General features: G+C 37.5%; 19 protein-coding genes and 3 tRNA genes. 12 read left to right on the top strand and 10 right to left on the bottom strand.

The window, feature by feature from the left end; all coding sequences use genetic code 11:
* Window positions 1-234 precede the first annotated feature (234 nt).
* Window positions 235-417 carry a LysM peptidoglycan-binding domain-containing protein gene (locus tag BMSHG_RS05500; RefSeq protein WP_019153435.1) on the top strand — a complete coding sequence of 61 codons (183 nt, stop codon included), beginning with the start codon at window positions 235-237 and terminating at the stop codon, window positions 415-417.
* Here the strand turns inward: BMSHG_RS05500 and BMSHG_RS05495 are convergent.
* On the bottom strand, window positions 414-1,136 hold the full coding sequence (locus tag BMSHG_RS05495) for a DUF421 domain-containing protein (protein ID WP_019153434.1): 723 nt from the start codon (window positions 1,134-1,136) through the stop codon (window positions 414-416). The genes BMSHG_RS05500 and BMSHG_RS05495 overlap by 4 nt on opposite strands.
* Before the next feature lie 145 nt (window positions 1,137-1,281).
* Between BMSHG_RS05495 and proC the strand changes: the two genes are divergently transcribed.
* Both proC and BMSHG_RS05485 read left to right on the top strand, forming a co-directional pair.
* Window positions 1,282-2,085, top strand: a complete 804-nt coding sequence (gene proC, locus BMSHG_RS05490; protein WP_019153433.1) for a pyrroline-5-carboxylate reductase — start codon at window positions 1,282-1,284, stop codon at window positions 2,083-2,085.
* Window positions 2,086-2,113: 28 nt separating this feature from the next.
* Window positions 2,114-3,016, top strand: a complete 903-nt coding sequence (locus BMSHG_RS05485; protein ID WP_019153432.1) for an aldo/keto reductase — start codon at window positions 2,114-2,116, stop codon at window positions 3,014-3,016.
* A gap of 44 nt (window positions 3,017-3,060) precedes the next feature.
* On the opposite strand, the gene BMSHG_RS05480 is transcribed toward BMSHG_RS05485, so the two are convergent.
* Complete coding sequence (locus BMSHG_RS05480; RefSeq protein ID WP_019153431.1) at window positions 3,061-3,819, bottom strand: GNAT family N-acetyltransferase; 759 nt, start codon at window positions 3,817-3,819, stop codon at window positions 3,061-3,063.
* A 75-nt stretch (window positions 3,820-3,894) separates the two neighbouring features.
* Window positions 3,895-5,196: an NCS2 family permease gene (locus BMSHG_RS05475; protein ID WP_019153430.1), complete on the bottom strand. Its 1,302-nt coding sequence runs from the start codon at window positions 5,194-5,196 to the stop codon at window positions 3,895-3,897.
* A 212-nt stretch (window positions 5,197-5,408) separates the two neighbouring features.
* On the opposite strand from BMSHG_RS05475, the gene BMSHG_RS05470 reads away from it, so the two are divergent.
* Entirely contained in the window at window positions 5,409-7,064 is a 1,656-nt protein-coding gene (locus BMSHG_RS05470) for a M20/M25/M40 family metallo-hydrolase (protein ID WP_019153429.1), read from the top strand.
* 31 nt (window positions 7,065-7,095) lie between these two features.
* On the opposite strand, the gene BMSHG_RS05465 is transcribed toward BMSHG_RS05470, so the two are convergent.
* The gene (locus tag BMSHG_RS05465; RefSeq protein WP_019153428.1) at window positions 7,096-8,943 is read right to left on the bottom strand and encodes a beta/alpha barrel domain-containing protein; all 1,848 of its coding nucleotides are present in this window, start codon (window positions 8,941-8,943) and stop codon (window positions 7,096-7,098) included.
* Window positions 8,944-9,356: 413 nt separating this feature from the next.
* On the opposite strand from BMSHG_RS05465, the gene BMSHG_RS05460 reads away from it, so the two are divergent.
* Window positions 9,357-10,424, top strand: coding sequence for a cytochrome-c peroxidase (locus BMSHG_RS05460; RefSeq protein ID WP_019153427.1), 1,068 nt, complete (start codon window positions 9,357-9,359; stop codon window positions 10,422-10,424).
* Between the two features lie 676 nt (window positions 10,425-11,100).
* On the opposite strand, the gene BMSHG_RS05455 is transcribed toward BMSHG_RS05460, so the two are convergent.
* Window positions 11,101-11,976, bottom strand: a complete 876-nt coding sequence (locus tag BMSHG_RS05455) for an RluA family pseudouridine synthase (protein WP_019153426.1) — start codon at window positions 11,974-11,976, stop codon at window positions 11,101-11,103.
* Between the two features lie 174 nt (window positions 11,977-12,150).
* Between BMSHG_RS05455 and BMSHG_RS25750 the strand changes: the two genes are divergently transcribed.
* A complete protein-coding gene (locus BMSHG_RS25750) occupies window positions 12,151-12,552 on the top strand; it encodes a YhcU family protein (RefSeq protein WP_235776309.1) in 402 nt (133 codons plus the stop codon).
* A gap of 48 nt (window positions 12,553-12,600) precedes the next feature.
* On the opposite strand, the gene BMSHG_RS05445 is transcribed toward BMSHG_RS25750, so the two are convergent.
* Window positions 12,601-13,071 carry a thioredoxin family protein gene (locus BMSHG_RS05445; RefSeq protein WP_019153425.1) on the bottom strand — a complete coding sequence of 157 codons (471 nt, stop codon included), beginning with the start codon at window positions 13,069-13,071 and terminating at the stop codon, window positions 12,601-12,603.
* Complete coding sequence (locus BMSHG_RS05440) at window positions 13,072-13,506, bottom strand: disulfide oxidoreductase (protein ID WP_019153424.1); 435 nt, start codon at window positions 13,504-13,506, stop codon at window positions 13,072-13,074.
* Window positions 13,507-13,696: 190 nt separating this feature from the next.
* Between BMSHG_RS05440 and BMSHG_RS05435 the strand changes: the two genes are divergently transcribed.
* On the top strand, window positions 13,697-15,418 hold the full coding sequence (locus BMSHG_RS05435; protein WP_019153423.1) for a phospho-sugar mutase: 1,722 nt from the start codon (window positions 13,697-13,699) through the stop codon (window positions 15,416-15,418).
* Window positions 15,419-15,472: 54 nt separating this feature from the next.
* On the opposite strand, the gene BMSHG_RS05430 is transcribed toward BMSHG_RS05435, so the two are convergent.
* A complete protein-coding gene (locus BMSHG_RS05430) occupies window positions 15,473-15,721 on the bottom strand; it encodes a YhdB family protein (RefSeq protein ID WP_019153422.1) in 249 nt (82 codons plus the stop codon).
* 245 nt (window positions 15,722-15,966) lie between these two features.
* Here BMSHG_RS05430 and BMSHG_RS05425 point away from each other — a divergent pair, with 245 nt between their 5' ends.
* On the top strand, window positions 15,967-17,382 hold the full coding sequence (locus tag BMSHG_RS05425) for a SpoVR family protein (protein ID WP_019153421.1): 1,416 nt from the start codon (window positions 15,967-15,969) through the stop codon (window positions 17,380-17,382).
* Window positions 17,383-17,587: 205 nt separating this feature from the next.
* On the opposite strand, the gene BMSHG_RS05415 is transcribed toward BMSHG_RS05425, so the two are convergent.
* The gene (locus tag BMSHG_RS05415; protein ID WP_019153419.1) at window positions 17,588-18,499 is read right to left on the bottom strand and encodes a helix-turn-helix domain-containing protein; all 912 of its coding nucleotides are present in this window, start codon (window positions 18,497-18,499) and stop codon (window positions 17,588-17,590) included.
* 317 nt (window positions 18,500-18,816) lie between these two features.
* Here BMSHG_RS05415 and BMSHG_RS28150 point away from each other — a divergent pair, with 317 nt between their 5' ends.
* Window positions 18,817-18,966 (top strand): hypothetical protein, encoded by a 150-nt coding sequence (locus tag BMSHG_RS28150; protein ID WP_019153417.1) that lies wholly within the window; start codon window positions 18,817-18,819, stop codon window positions 18,964-18,966.
* 242 nt (window positions 18,967-19,208) lie between these two features.
* Here BMSHG_RS28150 and BMSHG_RS05400 read toward each other — a convergent pair whose 3' ends face one another.
* Window positions 19,209-19,394, bottom strand: a complete 186-nt coding sequence (locus tag BMSHG_RS05400; RefSeq protein WP_019153416.1) for a hypothetical protein — start codon at window positions 19,392-19,394, stop codon at window positions 19,209-19,211.
* Window positions 19,395-19,602: 208 nt separating this feature from the next.
* Here BMSHG_RS05400 and BMSHG_RS05395 point away from each other — a divergent pair.
* The 3 genes from BMSHG_RS05395 (at window position 19,603) to BMSHG_RS05385 (ending at window position 19,935) form a co-directional block, all read left to right on the top strand.
* Window positions 19,603-19,674 (top strand) — tRNA-Glu (locus BMSHG_RS05395).
* 77 nt (window positions 19,675-19,751) lie between these two features.
* Window positions 19,752-19,828: transfer RNA gene (locus tag BMSHG_RS05390), tRNA-Met, on the top strand.
* A gap of 17 nt (window positions 19,829-19,845) precedes the next feature.
* Window positions 19,846-19,935 (top strand) — tRNA-Ser (locus BMSHG_RS05385).
* Window positions 19,936-20,104: the final 169 nt, after the last annotated feature.

The following is a 20,104-nucleotide window of genomic DNA, read 5'->3' as shown; positions in this document are numbered from 1 at the left end:
TTATAGTGTGAATCGCAAATTAAGCGGAAATTTTCCTGCTATTTTCCCTATCCTTCTATATCCTCGCTCTAGCTCATTGAAGTATTTGTCCATGCCCATTCCAGACAGCTAACTTTTAGAAAATCCTCTTTTGTTTTATTCCAAAATGGTCACAAAAAAACTAGGCTTATCCGCGTTTAACGCCCAAATTGCGGGGTATTTATTGAATAACTTTAAGCTATGGTGGTGATCATTTTGGAAAAGAAAACAACTTCTCAAGGCATGTTAAAGGTATACAAAATTAAACGAGGTGATACCGTATGTTCGATCGCCAGAGAATTGAATATCCCCATTATGTCCATCTTCATGGTTAACAAGCATCGAGACCCGAAACAGCTGACCATTGGAGATACGCTTCGTATTCCGATGGAAGATTAGTGTAGGATGAGTGGTGCTTGACCAGTTGACGTCTTCTTTTTAGATGAAATATGGAGTTCCTTCGCTTGATTGATTGCAGCGTAAAACACTGAGCTTGTATCGTAAATATTGTTTTTCTTCAATTCATTTTCCAACCATTTCTCATCTAAATGGAAGGACCGTAGCACTTGCTTATAGAGGATTCCATTTATAATAACAGGTATTTCCATCCCTTGCTCTGGAACAATTGTATGGATATTTTCAATTTTGGCGGTTTCCTTCGGATGCGCAAGTTTGACAGAGAGGCTTCCATTTGCCTCAATGATGGCAATCTCAACATCCTTTACATTGAATACATCATGTTCACGTAGCATGTTGAGGACATTGTCGATGGAGTATCGAATTCTTTTCATGTTTTCTATTAAAAATTGGCCGTTATGAATGACGATGGTCGGTTCAAAAGTGAGTAGTTTGCCTATTTTTCGATTGTGAATTTTCAGTAAGGAGACGGTAATTTGCAAAAGTCCAATCGCAATGACGGAAATAACGGTATAAAAGTGATTGACTTTTGGTTCAGCGATATCCGCTCCCACTACAGAACCTAAGACGATAATCACTAAAAAATCAAAGACAGGGAGCTCTCCAATCGAACGTTTTCCCATTATTAATGTAACCACTAACAATAAAGGGAGAATCGTAATAATGCGACCTAAAATTTTTAATACATCTATGAATTCCATAAAAACACCTCAGAAAGTACTTATATTGCTATTCTTTCATTAAATTTATATTTTACTCATATTTCAAGTCTCTGGAGTTTTCAGAGACTTTTTTGTATAGTGTTAAGAGAATCATAAGGTTGATACATTAAGGAGTTTTAACAAAATGAAGAAGATCGGATTTATTGGCTGTGGAAAAATGGCTCAAGCGATGATTAAAGGAATGTTATCATCAGGAACGATTTCTACAGAAAATATGATGGTAAGTGCGAAAACAGAGAATACCCTCATGACGGTAAAAAATCAGTTTTCAATTAAAACGACTATCGATAATCGAGAAGTTGCTCGCTGGTCCGATATTCTCTTTCTTGCTGTGAAACCAGATATACACAGTGAAGTGATTGCTGAAATTAAACAAGTTATAAAAGAAGAATTAGTGATTATTACGGTTGCAGCGGGAATCACTTTACAATGGTTGGAAGCGGAGTTTGGGCAGGCGATAAAAGCGATTCGTTCAATGCCGAATACGCCATCCTTTGTCGGAGAAGGCATGAGTGCACTTGCTGTCAACGCAAGAGTAAATCGTGACGAAGTAGATCGTGTACTGGAAATTTTTCGTTCATTTGGACAAGCTGAAGTGATGAAAGAAGAGCTTATGGACAGTATTCCGGCGATTAGTGGCTCTTCTCCAGCCTATGTGTATATGTTTATTGAAGCTTTGGCAGATGGTGGAGTGAGGAATGGCATCCCAAGAGAGCAAGCATATCAGTTTGCCGCTCAAGCGGTATTAGGGGCTGCGAAAATGGTTTTGGAAACGGGACTCCATCCAGGAGAGTTAAAGGATCAAGTTTGCACACCAGGTGGTGCAACGATTGAAGCTGTTGCTTCACTTGAACAAAATGGATTCAGAGCCGCTGTTTTAAAGGCAATGGAGCAATGTACAAATAAGACGCAAGCACTTAAAGCGTAACGAAAATACATAAGAAAAGGTGAGAGATATGGAGAGAGTCAAACTGACAGATGATTTAAATTTTTCAAGAATGATTCACGGACTTTGGCGATTGAATGATTGGAAACTTGGCGATGAAGAAATTCGTTCATTAATAGAGCAATGCCTAGAGCTGGGAATTACGACATTCGATCATGCTGATATTTACGGTGGTTATCAAAATGAGGCCCTTTTTGGCAAGGCGTTGGCGCTAAAGCCTTCGCTTAGAGACAAAATGGAGATCGTCACGAAATGTGGGATTAAACTTGTATCAAAGGCACGTCCTGAGCATGAAATTCAACATTATGATACGAGCAGAAAACATATCATTTGGAGTGCAGAGAACTCTTTGAAAAATCTACAAACTGATTATATTGACGTGTTGCTCATTCACCGTCCAGATCCGTACATGGATCCTAGTGAAGTAGCAGATGCCTTCATTCAATTAAAGGAAGAAGGAAAAGTGAAGCATTTTGGGGTTTCAAATTTCACTCCATCTCAATTTGCGATGTTAGAGAGCTATCTTCCATTTCCGTTGGTGACAAACCAAGTAGAAATTTCTGTGTCTTATTTGCAAACATTTCTCGACGGAACGATTGACCAATGCTTGCAAAAAAGGGTAGCTCCTATGGCATGGTCTCCACTAGCCGGAGGTTCGATTTTTTCAAATGAGGATGAAAAGTCGATGCGCTTGAAAAAGGCGCTTCAAGAGGTAGGAGAAGAATTGAATGTTTCAGAACTGGATAAGCTGATGTTTGCGTGGCTACTTGTTCATCCAGCAAACATCATGCCCATTATTGGTTCAGGTAAAATCGAACGGATCAAATCAGCTGTAGATGCCCTACAAATCAACATGACTCGTCAGCAATGGTTTAAAATATGGATTGCATCAACAGGTGAAAATGTGGCTTAGTAAGGTTAAATCGAGTATGAAATCATGACGATTTTATACTCGATTTATTTTTGTGAAAGTTTTGAGAGAAGCTTATCAAATTTCGCTGGACTCATCATCTCATGCGTGATAAATTTGCCATTATAAAAAAGACCAAAGCTTGTCCATATCGTTGGTGAGTTCTGTGCATCTGCCATTGTTGTGATTCGGTTCGTTTGAAAAGAAATTCTTCGCTCATTTGCTATTTTTCTTAATTCATCTAGAGTCCCTACAGCAAATGGACATTGTGCGGTGTAATAGATGGCGATTCCTTTATGATCCAAAAGTTCATGTTTACGCTCTTTAAATATAGGGGAAGGAGCTTCAGGATTCCATGTTAATGCGACTAATTGAAAATATGGATCTGCTTCATCTACTATTTTAAAACCGTGATGTTCGAAGAAATGTTTCTCACTTAGAAAGGGATAATTCTTCTTTCCAACAATATGTACAATTCCGTCCATTCCTCGATTCATCGCATCTTTTTTACAATAATCTAGCAATTGCTTTCCGTAGCCGTTGTTTTTATGTCGCCCGGATACCCATAAACAATTAATATACATATAATTGGGTGCATCAATTGGAGCCCATGCATTCTCGGCTGGTAAGTATTCAATAAATACCTTTGCCCGTTCATCTAAACGATAAAATACTAGTCCTTCATCCATGCGTTCAGTAAGCCATTTCTTTTTCTCACGTACAGCTTCCTCATATTGCTTGGCGCCTAAAGCACAACAGATATGCTCGGTTTCGATACAATCTTTAGAAATCTCAATAAATCCCATATTTTCGACCTCCATAATGTATAACTACCTCAATTTTATCATGGAAGTAAAAAAAGAACCTTCAAAAGAAGGTTCTTAATGTGGCAAATACACTAATTGGTAGAAAAATAACACCGCAAATACGTAAATGACAGGATGAACTTCACGCCATTGTCCTTTTACTACTTTTAATAGAGGATAAGAGATAAATCCTAGTGCAATTCCTGTTGCGATACTTGAAGTAAGCGGCATTGCTAAGATTGTCAGAAACGCTGGGAAAGCTTCATCGAGCTCATTCCATTTGATTTTTGCGATTGAGCCCATCATTAAGCTTCCAACAATGATTAACGCTGGTGCAGTTATTGCGGATAATCCGGATACTGCACTTACAAGTGGACCAAAGAATGCAGCTAGAATGAAGAGTACCCCAACTGTTACGGAAGTTAAACCTGTCCGCCCACCAGCAGCGACACCTGCTGAAGATTCAATGTAAGCCGTTGTCGGACTTGTTCCAAACATCGAACCTACCGTTGTACCAATTGAATCAGCAAGCAATGCTTTTTTCGCTTGTGGCAATTTGTTTCCTTTCATAAGTCCAGCTTGTTGAGCAACACCAACCATCGTACCTGTAGTATCAAAAATCGTTACAAGCAAGAAGGAGAAGACTACAGCATATAGGCTGTGAGAGAAGACTTCTCCAAGTGCATCAATTGGATTTAAGACAATCAGTCCTTCAGGTAAGCTAGGAAGTGCAACAAATCCTTCTGTGAAGGAAAGCTCTCCGATGAAGTAAGCGATAAATCCTGTAATAATCATCCCAAAAAATAAAGCTCCATGGACACGTAATGTCATTAAAATTAAAGTGACAGCGAGTCCAATTAGCGTTAAATAAGCGGATGGTTCACGTAAATTCCCTAAAGCAACCAAGTTTGTTGGATGGGCCGTAATAATGCCGGTCAGACGTAATCCGATAAAGGCTATAAATAGTCCAATACCAGCGCTAATTCCAAACTTCAGATTTTCAGGAATCGCCTCAATAAGCATGTTTCTTAGAGGCGTTAAAGATAGTATGATGAAAATAATCCCGGCGATAAAAACAGCAGCAAAGGCTGTTATATAATCAATATTTCCATGACTACCGACGACAGAATAGGCAAAATAGGCATTTAACCCCATTCCAGGAGCAATGGCAATTGGATAGTTAGCAAATAATCCGATCCATAATGTCCCAACTACTGCTGAAATGATGGTAGCTGTGAACACTTGATCAAATGGTACCCCAGCATCTGCTAAAATAATTGGGTTTACGACGACGATATAGACCATCGTTAAAAACGTTGTAACGCCTGCTAAAAGCTCTGTTTTAACATTCGTTTGATGCTCTTTTAATTTAAACATGTTGACCTCCAAAACACGAACATTTTAAAAACACATTCTCTATAATATTCGTTTTAGGGGTAGATTTCAAGGCTAAAATTGAATATTATTGATTTAAGTCAATGTCTTAATGTTCGAAATAATTTACATTTTTATCATATTTATAATGATAGTTTGATATTAAATCGCTCATTTTATTTTCCTATTTTGAAAAAGCGTAAGGAGGATGCACATTGTTTAAGGAAATCCATAGCCTAACATGTGAAGAACAAGTTGAAATTTTAACCCGTGAGCTCATAAAAATGGAGAGTTACAGCTGCACGGATGGGGAGCTGCGTAAAACAAGTTGGTTAATGGATTTGTTAAGAGACTTTCCTTATTTTCAAAAGAATCCTCAATTTCTTTCGTGTGAAGTGATTGAAAAAGATCGCTTTTTGAGGAAAAATATCTTTGCGTTTGTTAAAACACCGAACCAATCGAAGAAAACAATCATTTATTATGCACATATCGATACGGTAGGGACTGAGGATTTTGGCGCACTTCAATCCATTGCCCATAACTCTGATGCCTTAACTACCTATTTTTCAAATTATGAACAGGATCCGGAAGTGATGGAGGATGCCAAATCTGGAGACTGGCTCTTTGGCAGAGGCGCTCTTGATATGCAGAGTGGGATTGCAATTCATCTGGCAAACTTACTTTATTTTTCAGAGAATCTAGATGAACTAGATGGGAATCTACTTGTCATGTTTAATCCTGACGAAGAAAGCCAGCATGCAGGGGTCAGGGGAGCTGCAAAAGTGTTACTCCGACTGAAAGAGGAACATGGATTGGATTATATTGCGGCGATAAATGATGATCTCATTTCCCCGTTATATACAGCGGATTATCATAAATACATTTATACAGGTACCGCGGGAAAGTTGCTCCCTTGTTTTTCAATATTCGGTCGGGAAGCTCATGTTGGGGAGAGTTTATCAGGAATTGACCCAACAATAATTGCTTCAGAACTGAATATACGGATTGGGCAAAATATTGATCTCATTGAGAAAGTAGATGGTGAGCTTGTTCTTCCGGCAAGTTGCTTGTATATGCGAGATGATAAGAAGCAGTATGATGTGCAAACAGCTTTAAGCTGTCATATGTATTTTAATTACTTTTTTTATCAGAAATCACCAGCGAAAATTATGGATGAATTGCTTCAAATAGCAGAGGAGACATGTCGAACATTCTCTGACCGTCAGAAAATAAGTTATCAAAAATTTGTAGATATGAATCATTTGCCATCTCGAGATTTAGACTGGACACTAGAAGTGATGACACTTGAAGGAATGCTAAAAGGACTAATAGAAAAAGGTCTTCCCGTTGAGGCAGAAATGGAGCGAGTGTTAATCGAAAATAGGGATAAGGATGATCGAGAGATCGCGTTTTTAATCGTAGATGCCCTTCAAAAGCTAGACCCTGAAAAGAAACCGAGAGTGATTCTTTTTTATGCCCCACCATTTTTACCAGCGAATTATTTGGATTTGAACAATAAAAGAGGAATGGCTATTTCAAATAAAATAAAGGTTGTGCTTGAAAAAGAGGCCGCGAGAACCGGTGAGTCTTTTAAGCTAAAAAAGTATTTTCCGTATTTGTCCGATGGTAGTTTCCTCTCATTCAATGGTTCGGAAGATGAGATTAATTCGCTTCAAAGAAATTTTCCAGCGATGGAAGCACTATTTCCGATCCCATTAAAATCGATGAAAGCATTAAATGTCCCTTCGATCAATGTTGGGGTGTATGGGAAGGGTGCTCACAAATGGACGGAGCGTGTCTATAAGCCGTATAGCTTCAACATACTCCCAAAACTTATTCGAAAAATAACGAAAGCATTATGGGAAGTGTAAAGAAAGGAACTGCGAACATGCAGTTCCTCTTTTATTTCCTTTCTTTTTCAAATAGAAATTCCCTTGAGAGGAGAAGACCTACAATAAATAAAAATAAGGCAAAGTATGCTGGGAGTAGGTGAATAAAAGTTGTGTAGCCAATGACAAAATGAGTAGCTAAACCTGCTGAAAAAGCAGGGATTCCTCCAAAGAGGAATGTGTACCAAACCCATTTTTGCCCTTGATGGAACCCCCAGAGTGAAAGTGTAAGAACCAATAGCCCTACACTGATGAGTGCTCCGCCGAAACCAGCGCGATCATGGGCGATGACCGGGATTAATTTACTAGTGATGTTGTGTAATTGCTCAGGTGTCATGCAAATATAGAGAATATCTGTTGGAACAAAAACGTTGGTGATACCAATGGTTGAAATGACAAGTCCACCCAATAGAAAGGAGAATCCAAGAATCGTAAACGATAGCTGCCCCCATATTCCTTTTTCCCAACTAGAATGATTGGTTCTATTTCGTGAACGTGAAACTTCTTGAAATCCTTTTGTTGTCTTCCAACCTAAATAGAAAATGGGGGAGAGGATAGCCCAAAATAGTCCATGGAGCCAATCAAAGTATCCATAGCCAATGAAAAGAAAGATTCCAAGAAAACCAATCCCACCGGCAAGATTAATCGCCTTCCTTGCCCAATGAAGCCCATACCGAACACCAAAGCGTGCTAGACACATATAGACAATCCCACCCGAGATCATTGTCCCTGCCAATGTCATTCGATCATGGGCCATAAAGTTAATGAGTCTTGGATTCAATGCCATTAACTGCTCTCGCGTCATTTGTAAAAAGACTTCATCATAAGGAAGTATTACGGAAGTCATGCTAAAGATGAGTGCTAATAATCCACCAAGAAAGATGCAGAATCCAAATAACCAGTACCATCCCCATCCTTTGAAAATTTGTTCCGACTCACCTTGATCCAATAAAGCTTCATTTATTCGTTTTGGAAGTCCTGGCCCGCCAAAGACATAACCACTAGATAGCATGACAAGGTCAGCGCCAACTTCTAGTAATATAAGGGCATCTTTCGGCTCATATACCCCTCCTGAGATGATAATGGGGAATGTTGCCGAACGTTCTTTCATCTGCTTTAATGCTAAAACCAAGTGCTGAGTTTGCTCTCGAGGTGCATATTGATATGTTTCTTCTTTTACAAATGATTCTTCTATAACAAGTCCATCGATTAATTTTAATCTCTGTAGTTCAGAAATTTCGTTCACCCTATCCTTCAAAAGCAAATGGGGAAGAGATAGGAAGATTTTTGTATCTGCACAATGTCGTTTAATGTCAATTAGTTCATCTTCATTTAATAGGTCTTCAAGTATAAATGCATCAGCAAAGGGTAGTAATGAATCGATCATGAATTGTAATTGCTGAAAGTCATCGGTTTTTCCAATTCGAATGAAGAAGGGAATGTCGACAGATGTTCGTTTTTCTAGTTTAGCAATAGCGTTTTCCATTCCAAGTGATTCAAATGGTAAAGGATAATAAATTTGTTGTTTGTTCGCACTTATTCTAGTCTTTTCTCTAGTTTGGGAAGCTGATATAGGCCCGATTTCAATAAAACCAAAACCAAGATGAGAAAATGCTTTCGTTCCTGTTAAAAGAGGATCAACTTTACCGCTTAATCCGATCGGGCTCGCAATAGAAATGTCACCTAACTCCTTTTTTAACTGTGGAGATGGTGCCATATGACCGAGAAATTCAATAAAACCAGAACCACCAGGTAAAGAAGAAATAAAGCTCATTCCTCTATGAATGAATTCTCTTCCCTTTTCTCCTGGAAGTCGAAATAGCCAAGGTTTAAAAAGTGGATGATAAGACCAATCTGGCATTTCATCACCGTCCAAAAATAGTTTATATGTGAAACAATTTCATAATAGTGCTTCTCAAGTTAAAAAACGAACAAATGTAACTCTAAACAGTATCAATATTAGAATCGTAGGATGTGTTCGAATAAAAAAGTCCGGTTTTTAATTTCTCTTCGTACATTGTGAAATGGACTCATGTAAATGATACACTATTTTTCTGTATTAAAATGATCGAAATTGACATTTCAACAACGAATTAATGGTATTAACAACAGTAATAACGTGTTTATATTGCATTGTGATATATTTCACATTTTATTCAAAAATAAGTCGAAAATAATAATTAATCTAATTATATAATAAATGTAATTGGATGGAATTAATGGAAAGTCGCGACATAATAGTTTCAGCCAATAAATTATTTTGGGGGTATTACAATGAAAAGGATGAAGCTACTCTTAACTCTTCTTTTCGCTTTATTGTTGTTGGCAGCATGTGGTAGTAATGAAGCCAATTCACCAGAAAAAAGCGATGCAACTGGAGGAGGAGAACCAGCAACAACTGAACCTAAAGTAGATGAAGAATTAGAAGCAGCTAAAGCAATGTTTGAACCACTTACTGAAGTTCCTGTACCAGAGGATAATGAAATGACAGATGAGAAAATTGCACTTGGACAAATGTTATATTTCGATGAAAGACTATCTGGAAATAATAAATTAAGTTGTGCTTCATGTCATGCTCCTGGGGCAGGCTATGGTGACGGATTAGCTACATTTATTGGATTTGAAGGTTTTGCTGGACATCGAAACAGTCCTACAATCATCAATTCAGCTTATTATAAGGAAAACTTTTGGGATGGACGTGCAGGTAGCCTAGAAGAACAAGCACTTGGTCCAATTCAAGCAGAAGGCGAAATGAATCAAAATCTTGATGAGTTAATTGAAGAATTAAATCAAACAGGTTATGTAGATGAATTTAATAAAGTCTTTAATGACCAAATTACCGCAGATAATATCGCTAAAGCGATTGCTTCATTTGAAAGAACTATCGTTGTAAAGGATACTGCATTTGACAAGTATCTTGCCGGTGATGATGATGCAATTTCTGAAGAAGCAAAAGAAGGAATGAAGTTATTCACAGGGAAAGCAAGCTGTATTTCATGTCACGCAGGTCCAATGTTATCTGATCACAACTACCATAATCTTGGTATGGATGGAGACGACGGAAGATTTGCTGTAACTGGAAATGATGGAGATAAAGGTAAATTTAGAACTGCTGGATTACGTGGAATTGCTGATACAGCACCATATATGCATGATGGAAGTCTTGCAACGTTAGAAGATGTTATTAATTATTACAATGTTGGTGGTGGAACTCATGGGAATAAGAGTGAGTTGATGAGACCACTAAACCTTACACAGGAAGAAGTTAGTTATCTAGTTGCTTTCTTAGAAACGATGAGTGGCGAAATACCAATGGCAGAAAAGCCTGACCTTCCAATGTAAGATTTTACAAAGAGAACTTTAGGGTGATTCCAAAGAATTCCGTTTTCAAGCGAATACAAGTTAATGGACACAAGAAGGAAAAGACGTATGTAAGCATACGTCTTTTCTGTCATGACATCACGTTGTTAATCGACGGTCTCAAAACGCCGCTTAATTTCTCCGAAGACAGCTTCTAATATAAAGCAATAACAGGAAAAATTCCGGTTAATTAGCAAATATCGTTAAATAAGGCTTAAATAACAGGAAAAACTCCGCCTAATGACTTCAAAAACGTGAAAATAGGTGGTTTTTCTCTGCATAACCGGAAAATCTTCCGTTATCCCCCGACAATGAGCCTGAGCAGGGACTATAACAGGAAAAACTCCGCTAATTTCACTATCAAAAATTAACCGTGATGCCGCCAGAAAATCCCCTTACATCTTCCTGTAAAATAAATTATTTCAGTAAAAGCCCAAATCTCAGAGGACAATTAAAATTGGGTTTAGGACGAATTTTACGCGGGAAGAGATGAGTAACAACAACATAAGGCAGGAATTAAGTCGATTTCATATCGTACTACGTTCTATGGTAAATGTTCTCCTTATGAAATGGCTACTAGATTGTAAAAATTTCGGCTAGCTGCCGTTTATATAAATGGGCGTCCACAAAAAACGGGCGTCCTTTTGATCTTCTCCTACTACCAGTTCGCTGGTGAAGTTACCTGAATAGTTTCGAGAGTCAGAGGGTGAACGAAATTGAGTTCGGTTGCATGTAAACAAAGTCGCTCTTTAACAGATGTGTTCCCATATAGGCTATCGCCAATAATGGGATGTCCAATATGGCTGAGATGGACTCGAATTTGGTGGGTGCGACCTGTATCAAGTTGACATTGGATTAAGGATATATCCTTTTGGTTCTCGATGACTTCATAATGGGTAATGGCTGTCTGTCCACTTGGAGATACTCTTCGTTTTGTTGGATGATGGCGATCTCTACCGATCGGTTCATTAATCGTTCCTTTTTTAAACGGCATTTTGCCCTGTACAAGAGCCGTATAGGTACGTTTTATTTGTCGTTCTTCAAGCATTTTGTCTAGGAGCGAACCGACAAATGGATGTTTGGCAAAAAGAATAACACCTGATGTATCCCGGTCTAAGCGATGGATATGCTTAACTTGACGAAACTCTCCTTTAGCTTGTAAATGAAAAGCGACCCCGTTTGCTAAAGTATCCATTTGCTCAGGAACATTTGGGTGCGTATTCATTCCAGCTGGCTTATCTACAATTAATAAATGGTCGTCTTCATATAGAATATGTATATCCATATAGCTAGGAATCATCCCGAAATCAGCATCTGAAAAAAGCTTGATTCGAAGACGGTCATCTTTATTTAATGGCTCTGTCCAAATAACGGGCTGACCGTTAAGCCATACTTCTTTATTCATTCGTAAGCTGTGAGTGTGCTTTTTGGGTGCATGCCATATCTTTGAAAATAATTGCTCACTTGTAAGTCCTTGCCATTCAGAAGGGACGATCAGTTCAAACCATTGGCCTTTTTTTGAAGAAATAATCATGTCGATCACCTTTCATATATAGATTTCAATCATTGTAGTCAATTTTTGAGAAAATGAATCAGTTGTATTTCCTATTTTCTTTGGCGATAATTACCACGATTTAAGCCTTTGTACGTATGTTATCCTTATCGTATATAAAAAATCGATAACATGTTTTTAAAGGTGGTTTTTTGAGTGAAGGTTGTATTTGCATCAACACCAGATCAAGAAGAAATGATTAAAGAGCTTGTAAATACGTTTTATCAGAAGGTATTTCCTCTTTACTATTCTGACAAAGAAATTAAAAAATTTGAAGGATTGCAGGTGCTACATACCTCAACTAGACATTTTGAGTACTTTGGTACTTTGAAAGAGGCTTATCAAGTTATTACAAGCCTACAAACGTTAATTTCGATTTTAGAATCGCATACGCTAGAGCTAAAGCATAAGGGGATATTCCAAAAAAATGTAGGCATTCTTAAGGAATATGGATTATTTTTCCCATTTGATTTTGAACAATTTATTGAAGCAAAGCAAGATAAAGAAAAAAAGATGATGTTTTTAGTGTCTATACAAAGGCAGCCAATGAGTTGCTGATCTAAAAATAAAAAAAACGAAACGAACATGAGATTCGTTTTCGTTTTTTTATTTACTATTTTGATTAAACCAATCTTCGAAAACTTCTTTTTCCTTGTAGCCAACGATGCGAGCGACTTCTTCGCCTTCGCGGTATTGGACGATTGTTGGTGTTTCGGATACTCCGTATTGATCCCAACCAGCATCAAACTCTAATAAGTTATACTGAACTAAATCAATGCCCATGTCTTCAGCAAGCGGAGCTACGACAGGAGTTGTTCGTTGACAGTGCGAGCAAGTGGGACTGTAAAAATATACGGTTACATCTTCTTTATTGTCCAATTTAGCTTTTAAATCTTCTGGTAAAATCAGGTTTTGATAGTTAGGGTCGTCTAGCTGAGCCAATGTTTCAGGATGCAAAGTATCTTTCTTATATTTATTATCTTCTGATACTTTTTCCTCATTTTGCATTTTTGTTAAGATGGCCACTCCAGCGAATAGTACGATAATAATGACAAGAAAGATAATGACTTTTTTCAATTATGAAACCTCCTTCGTTTTCTTCCATATCATAAAGCTACAAACAAAGATAATGACAAAAACAGTAAGGGCTAGGAATGGAATCGTCACAAATCCAAACCAATTTATGTAGGCTCCTGTACAAGGAATACGACCACATGTGGGGGCGGTGTCAGCTAAGAAAGAAAATTTTTGAATCCCGTAATGGTACAAAGATATTCCGGCGCCAAAAACTGATAATACCATTGTATAAAGGGAGATGCGGTAATCCTTTTTTATCGTGGCAATCCCTAAAATGATTACAAATGGGTACATCAAAATCCTTTGATACCAACATAATTCACATGGTTCATATTGGCGTATTTCAGAAAAGTATAAACTCCCAAACATGGCTATAACTGATGCTGCCCAAGCAATAAATATAAATGATTCCCTTTGATCCTTTTTTTCGCTCATAACACCAATTCCTTTAAAGTTAGTCCTCATTATTTTATGATGTAAACAATTGTTTTTCAAATTAAACGATTAAGATTAAGTAATTATTTACATTTTGTTCACGGAGTTTATGAAAATGATGACCATAAAAATATGGTTTGAGATATAATAAGTGGATAGAGCTTCCATTTTTAAATTCTGGGGGGATATTATGGATTGGAAAGAACAAGCAGAGAGATGGCTCCAATTTGTTGAACTGGATGCTGAGTTGAAATCTCAATTGCTTACTTTAAATGAACAAGAATTAGAAGATGCCTTTTATAAAAATTTAGAATTTGGGACCGGGGGCATGCGTGGAGAAATAGGAGCTGGTACAAACCGAATGAATCTATATACGATTCGAAAAGCTTCTGCAGGCTTAGCGTCTTTTATTGATACATATGGTGCAAAAGCGAAAGAACGAGGTGTCGTGATTGCCTATGATTCTCGCCATAAGTCGGGAGAATTTGCTATGGAAGCGGCAAAAACTCTCGCAACAAGAGGAATTCAAACATACGTATTCGATGAGTTAAGGCCAACACCAGAGCTGTCATTTGCCGTACGTTATTTACATGCATTTTCAGGGATTGTTATTACAGCAAGTCACAATCCACCTGAATATAATGGCTATAAAGTGTATGGACCTGACGGAGCACAGTTAATTCCGAAAGATGCAGATGTAGTCATTGCAAAGGTTAATGAAATTGAGGATGAGCTTCGTATTGTAGTATCTGATGAACAGGAACTAAGGAATGCTGGACTTATTAAAATAATCGGTGAGGAGGTAGACCAGGCCTATTTAGAGAAACTGGTTACAATATCTGAAAATGATTTAGGAAAAAAATCAGATATTAAAATTGTTTTTACGCCATTACATGGAACAGCGAATACACCTGTGCGAAAAGGGCTTGAAGCATTAAACTATACGAATGTTACAGTCGTAAAGGAACAAGAGCAACCTGATCCACAATTTTCTACGGTAAAAAGCCCGAATCCAGAGGAGCATGCAGCATTCACCCTTGCGATTGAAAAAGGTCTAGAATTGAATGCAGATCTTTTAATCGCCACCGATCCAGACGCTGATCGCCTAGGGATTGCCGTGAAGGACTTGAAGGGCGAGTATACAGTACTAACTGGGAATCAAACGGGAGCTTTATTGCTTCACTATTTACTGACAGAGAAGGCTAGAAAAGACACCCTTCCGAAAAATGGCGTGATGATGAAGACGATTGTCACATCTGAACTAGGAAAAGTGGTTGCATCATCCTTTGGTGTCCATACGATTGATGTTCTTACAGGTTTTAAATTTATTGCTGAAAAAATTAAACAGTTTGAAGAAAGTGGCGAGTACAAATTTTTATTCGGATATGAAGAAAGTTACGGATACTTAGTTGGAGATTTCGCACGAGATAAAGACGCCGTTCAAGCTACCCTTTTAGCGACAGAGGTTTGTGCCTTTTATAAGGAGAAAGGAATGTCTTTATATGAAGCATTACTTTCTTTATTTGAAAAATATGGTTATTATCAAGAAGGACTTCGTTCTTTAACATTAAAGGGGAAATCTGGAGCAGAGCGTATTCAGCAAACGTTAACCTCGTTTAGAAATGAGCCTTTATTAGAAATTGGTGGACAAAAGGTCATTAAACAAGAGGATTATTTAGAAGGTATTCGTACAACAGAAAAAGGTAAGGAAAATATCGACCTTCCTAAGTCAAATGTGTTGAAATATTTTCTTGAAGATGACTCATGGGTATGTCTAAGACCTTCTGGGACAGAGCCAAAGATCAAGTTTTATTTCAGTGTTAAAGACAACGCATTAGAAGCGAGTCAAGCGAAATTAAAGGGTTTAGAAGAGAGCTTCATGAATGTTGTTGAGGAAAGAATGAATCAATAGCTAAATTTTAAAAGACACGGCCTTTTGACCGTGTCTTTTTTGGTGGAATTCTTTTTACATCCATTTCGCAGTCAGTTCTTCATGATCTTCCAGGTGGCTATTGGCATGGTCGATGTATCTTAACAATGAATATAAGTGTTTTTCAATGACCATATAGTCTTTTTCGAAATTGTAGGCATGTAAGAAGTGTTCAATTTTCTTTGATAAAAAATGGTCTTGTGTTCTAACCATCAAAATTAATAAATTGTCCCATTCAGAACGATGGGTGTAATATAGGGCGCGATCATAATCGACTATATCCATTTTTCCTCATCTCCTCTTTTTTAAGGAGTTGCTAATAGTGTGTGTCATGAGCCTATAAAATTTCTCTGTAAATGTTGGTCATCTTGGTTATAGAGGTTTTTCAGCATTTACCTGTGTAAAAATCAGCAAAATGGTGGACAGCTATAATGGGCCTTCCTAAAAAATTCATATCGATTTACGCTACAACTCATCATTTTTGATTTTGTCTCATACATTGGTGATAAGACAAAGAAGGAGGAAAATGAATGAGAGAGGAAGAGCGTAAAAAGCTGGAATATGCGATTGATGAGATTACGGAAATTGCTTCAGGATTTGGTCTCGATTTTTACCCGATGCGGTATGAGATTTGTCCGGCTGATATTATATATACATTTGGCGCATACGGAATGCCAACACGATTTTCTCACTGGAGCTTTGGAAAACAATTTCATAAAATGAAGCTTCATTATGATTTAGGACTTTCCAAAATATACGAGCTTGTAATTAATTCTAATCCTTGTTATGCCTTTTTATTGGATTCTAATTCGTTAATACAGAATAAATTGATTGTAGCCCATGTATTGGCTCATTGTGATTTCTTTAAAAATAACATGCGCTTTGAAAACACGAAGCGAGATATGGTGGAGAGCATGTCTGCTACGGCAGAAAGGATTCGTCAATATGAAATTGATCACGGGAAACAAGAAGTAGAAGAATTTCTTGATGCCGTACTTGCGATTGAAGAACATATTGACCCGTCCTTAATGCGACCAAAGCTCTCATGGACCATGGCGGATGTAGAGTTTGAAGTAGAAGAGGAACTTAAGGCGAGTCCCTATGATGATTTATGGAATTTAGATAAAAAAAATGAACCGCAAAGCTCAAAGAAAAAAATAAAAAGAAAATTTCCGCCACAACCGGAAAAGGACCTCCTCTTATTTATTGAGAGTTACAGCCGCGAATTAACGGAATGGCAACGTGATATTCTCACAATGATGAGAGAAGAAATGCTCTATTTTTGGCCACAGCTAGAAACGAAAATCATGAATGAGGGCTGGGCGTCATTTTGGCATCAAAGAATTTTGCGAGAAATGGATCTGACCTCTGATGAAGCATTAGAATTCGCTAAGCTTAATGCTGGAGTTGTGCAGCCATCCAGAACGGGAATCAATCCTTACTATTTAGGGTTGAAAATCTTTGAAGATATTGAGGAACGCTATAATAATCCGACAGAGGAAATGAAAGAGCGTGGAGTTAAAAAGAATTCCGGTAGAGAAAAAATGTTTGAAGTACGTGAGATTGAGTCAGACATTTCATTTTTAAGAAATTACTTAACAAAAGACCTTGTTATGCGCGAAGACATGTATTTATTTCAAAAACAAGGTCGTGATTACAAAATTGTTGATAAAGGCTGGCAGGAAGTAAGAGATCAACTTGTAAATATGCGAGTAAATGGAGGCTTCCCTTATTTAACCGTCACCGATGGAGATTATTTGAAGAATGGGGAGTTATACATTAAACATTGGTTTGAAGGGATCGAACTTGATTTGAAATACTTAGAAAAGGTGATGCCTTATATTTATCAGCTATGGGGAAGAGGCGTTCATATCGAGACGATGATCGAGGATAGAAATATGCTATTTACGTACGATGGAAAAGGAGTCCATCGAAAGTATCTGTAAGTCTTTTGCATATTACGGAGTATAAATTTTTATACTCCGTTCAAGTGTGTTTTTTAAAGGATATTTTAGACGTAATGGTTTAGGGAAACTAGCAGGAGATTTTTTACTTATGCAGAGAAAAATCTCCTATTATGTGGAGGGAATTCTATTTTTTAGCTGGGCTCTTCTGCTGATTCCAGATTTAACAATGGTTACGAACAAAGCCTTATAAAAAGAGTGGTTCCTGACGGTCACTAATCGATATGATCTCGTTTAATAGCTTTAAGTGGTTTTTAACCATCTGAAGTGCGGATTGATTATTCTCCAATATGTACACCATTTCTGCTAAATTAAACGACTCCATGGATTTTTCAATTTCGTTTAAGGCTTTGTAACTCAGTGCTTTTTGGAAGTATAAGTCTCCTTTTAAATACATAAGCTGATATTTTTCAGTAAGCTTTAGTCCTTGTTCACAAAATTGAATGGCATCTGCATGTCGAGATGTTAAACGTAAGACTCTAGCATAATTGTAGTTCAGTCTAACAGGAACATGTTTGTTAACGATTTCTGTAAATTTATTGAGGTGCTCCATTGCCTCACTATACACGTTTATCGCTTCATTTAGCATCTGACATTGACTATAGATATTTGCTTTACTAATTAAGATTTCGATTTCCCGTTCAGAATAGAGTTTTTTATTTGAGGCAGTTAAATTAAGTGCATCATCAAAGCATTGGATGGAATGTTGAAGATCGTGATCTAATTGAAAGGAACAAATTCCTTCATGCCACTTCAAGAATTGAGATAATTTTCTTTGCTGAAATAACTCATTATCTGATTCTGCCTTAATAATTCTACGTACCAACTCATAGTTGCGATTATTAATCGCTTCTCTAATTTCTGAAAATGTATCAATGACATAATCATGTCTAGGGATGCTTGATATATCTAGGAGATACGAAATATCCACACTAAATCGATCGGCAAGCTTAAGTAAAATATCTGCTGTCGGAAATACATTTCCATTTTCAATTTTACTAATATATGCCTGTGTGCATATATCTTTGCTTGTTTCATATTGGGATAATCCAAGGCGTTCCCTTGCTTCTTTAATTCGTTGCCCTAAATATCTTGCCATAAAATTCACTCCGAATATAACTATATTTATCATGGGGCATAAAAACGTCTGAATTTGCGAGAAAACACTCTATTTACCCTATTATATCAAGAAATTCAGAAAATTCATCCTTTCTTTTAACATGATAAAATTCATGTAAAAAGGAGGTGGGAATTATGAAAAGATTCCTAAGCGGACTACTGATTGTTTTACTTGCATTCTTTGGAAGCTATACTGCTGGCCCAGATGCTCTAATTCACCCAAATGAGGAAGAGCCTGGAGTTATGCATTAATACGATGTATATGCTATCTATTGAGAGAGATGGAGTTGTGAACAAGTGCTAGGTAAAGACGTCATGTTTAATGAAGAGAGGTACACGGTCATCTTTAATTACAATAATGGCATGATAGAAATTCGAAATGCGAATCTCGCTTATGACGTCCAGCTTGTGAACATTAGAGACGTCATCATTATCGAATCTGCTTGAAGGAACTACTTAAATGTAGTTCTTTTTGTTTTTTAGGAAAGTATAGATTTCGCAGTTGTGTATAACTTTGTTACGAAGTGTATCTACGTCTAGCTTCAGCGCCTATCGCCTAACAAACTTCAGGTCCCCTCCCTACGATAAGTCAACCAAGAATTGCTATCGCAATTCAGGTTTCCTATATCTCAGTCGAGGCCCTTCCAGTTATGTACGGCGATATTCAAGGCGCTTGCGCTTTTGTTCTTTTAATAATCTTTCTTTTTTTGTAAAAAGAATCTTGCATTCACAAAGAAAATGGTTCCTAGTAGGAACAGCATCGTACATAACCAAGCAGCGATGGCAGAATATTCGCTTTTAAATATATATTCACTTGCCAGATTAACAAAGAGCATAATTGTCATTGTGTAGTACATAGCTTTGACATATTTCATTTGCATCACTTCCTTAAGTTATAATGAGGAAATTAGGAACCGCTCCATTATTTACAGTATATGACATTGAGATAGTCTGTTTCAATTGATATAAGAGTTAATTTAAGAATGTTTTTTGAGGGATAAAATTTTTTATGAAAAAAGCATTGACGAATTCCTTTTAGAGGTGTTATATTGATATAGCTGTTTTGAAAAACATTTGAAGTCTGGCCCGTTGGTCAAGCGGTTAAGACACCGCCCTTTCACGGCGGTAACACGGGTTCGAATCCCGTACGGGTCATATACATTTTTTCGTGAAAGCGAAAATAATGTACCTTGAAATAGCGTAAGCAAAAATTATTTTCAACATATAATTTTGGCGGTGTAGCTCAGCTGGCTAGAGCATTCGGTTCATACCCGAAAGGTCGTGGGTTCGACTCCCTCCGCCGCTACCAAATTTATATTTTATTATGGAGGAATACCCAAGTCCGGCTGAAGGGATCGGTCTTGAAAACCGACAGGCGGGTCAAACCGCGCAGGGGTTCGAATCCCCTTTCCTCCTTATTTTTCTTTTTCAAGGAGAGTTATTTTCTCCTAACATTGAAAAGGCAGAGGAAAGCTATTTTCTCCTTACGTCGAAAAAGGCAGAGGAAAGCTATTTTCTCCTTACGTCGAAAAAGGCAGAGGAAAGCTATTTTCTCCTTACGTCGAAAAAGGCAGAGGAAAGCTAT

This window comes from Robertmurraya massiliosenegalensis JC6 (assembly GCF_000311725.1).
In the GTDB taxonomy this organism is placed as follows: domain Bacteria; phylum Bacillota; class Bacilli; order Bacillales; family Cytobacillaceae; genus Robertmurraya; species Robertmurraya massiliosenegalensis.
Note: the sequence above shows the minus strand (reverse complement) of the source record. Positions and strands in the feature narration are given on the sequence as shown.

Bases quoted from the DNA above. Each gene is read 5' to 3' on its own strand.
- BMSHG_RS05495 (WP_019153434.1), bottom strand. From the start codon at position 1,136: ATGGAATTCATAGATGTATTAAAAATTTTAGGTCGCATTATTACGATT.
- proC (WP_019153433.1), top strand. From the start codon at position 1,282: ATGAAGAAGATCGGATTTATTGGCTGTGGAAAAATGGCTCAAGCGATG.
- BMSHG_RS05485 (WP_019153432.1), top strand. From the start codon at position 2,114: ATGGAGAGAGTCAAACTGACAGATGATTTAAATTTTTCAAGAATGATT.
- BMSHG_RS05480 (WP_019153431.1), bottom strand. From the start codon at position 3,819: ATGGGATTTATTGAGATTTCTAAAGATTGTATCGAAACCGAGCATATC.
- BMSHG_RS05475 (WP_019153430.1), bottom strand. From the start codon at position 5,196: ATGTTTAAATTAAAAGAGCATCAAACGAATGTTAAAACAGAGCTTTTA.
- BMSHG_RS05465 (WP_019153428.1), bottom strand. From the start codon at position 8,943: ATGCCAGATTGGTCTTATCATCCACTTTTTAAACCTTGGCTATTTCGA.
- BMSHG_RS05460 (WP_019153427.1), top strand. From the start codon at position 9,357: ATGAAAAGGATGAAGCTACTCTTAACTCTTCTTTTCGCTTTATTGTTG.
- BMSHG_RS05455 (WP_019153426.1), bottom strand. From the start codon at position 11,976: ATGATTATTTCTTCAAAAAAAGGCCAATGGTTTGAACTGATCGTCCCT.
- BMSHG_RS05440 (WP_019153424.1), bottom strand. From the start codon at position 13,506: ATGAGCGAAAAAAAGGATCAAAGGGAATCATTTATATTTATTGCTTGG.
- BMSHG_RS05435 (WP_019153423.1), top strand. From the start codon at position 13,697: ATGGATTGGAAAGAACAAGCAGAGAGATGGCTCCAATTTGTTGAACTG.
- BMSHG_RS05430 (WP_019153422.1), bottom strand. From the start codon at position 15,721: ATGGATATAGTCGATTATGATCGCGCCCTATATTACACCCATCGTTCT.
- BMSHG_RS05425 (WP_019153421.1), top strand. From the start codon at position 15,967: ATGAGAGAGGAAGAGCGTAAAAAGCTGGAATATGCGATTGATGAGATT.
- BMSHG_RS05415 (WP_019153419.1), bottom strand. From the start codon at position 18,499: ATGGCAAGATATTTAGGGCAACGAATTAAAGAAGCAAGGGAACGCCTT.
- BMSHG_RS05400 (WP_019153416.1), bottom strand. From the start codon at position 19,394: ATGAAATATGTCAAAGCTATGTACTACACAATGACAATTATGCTCTTT.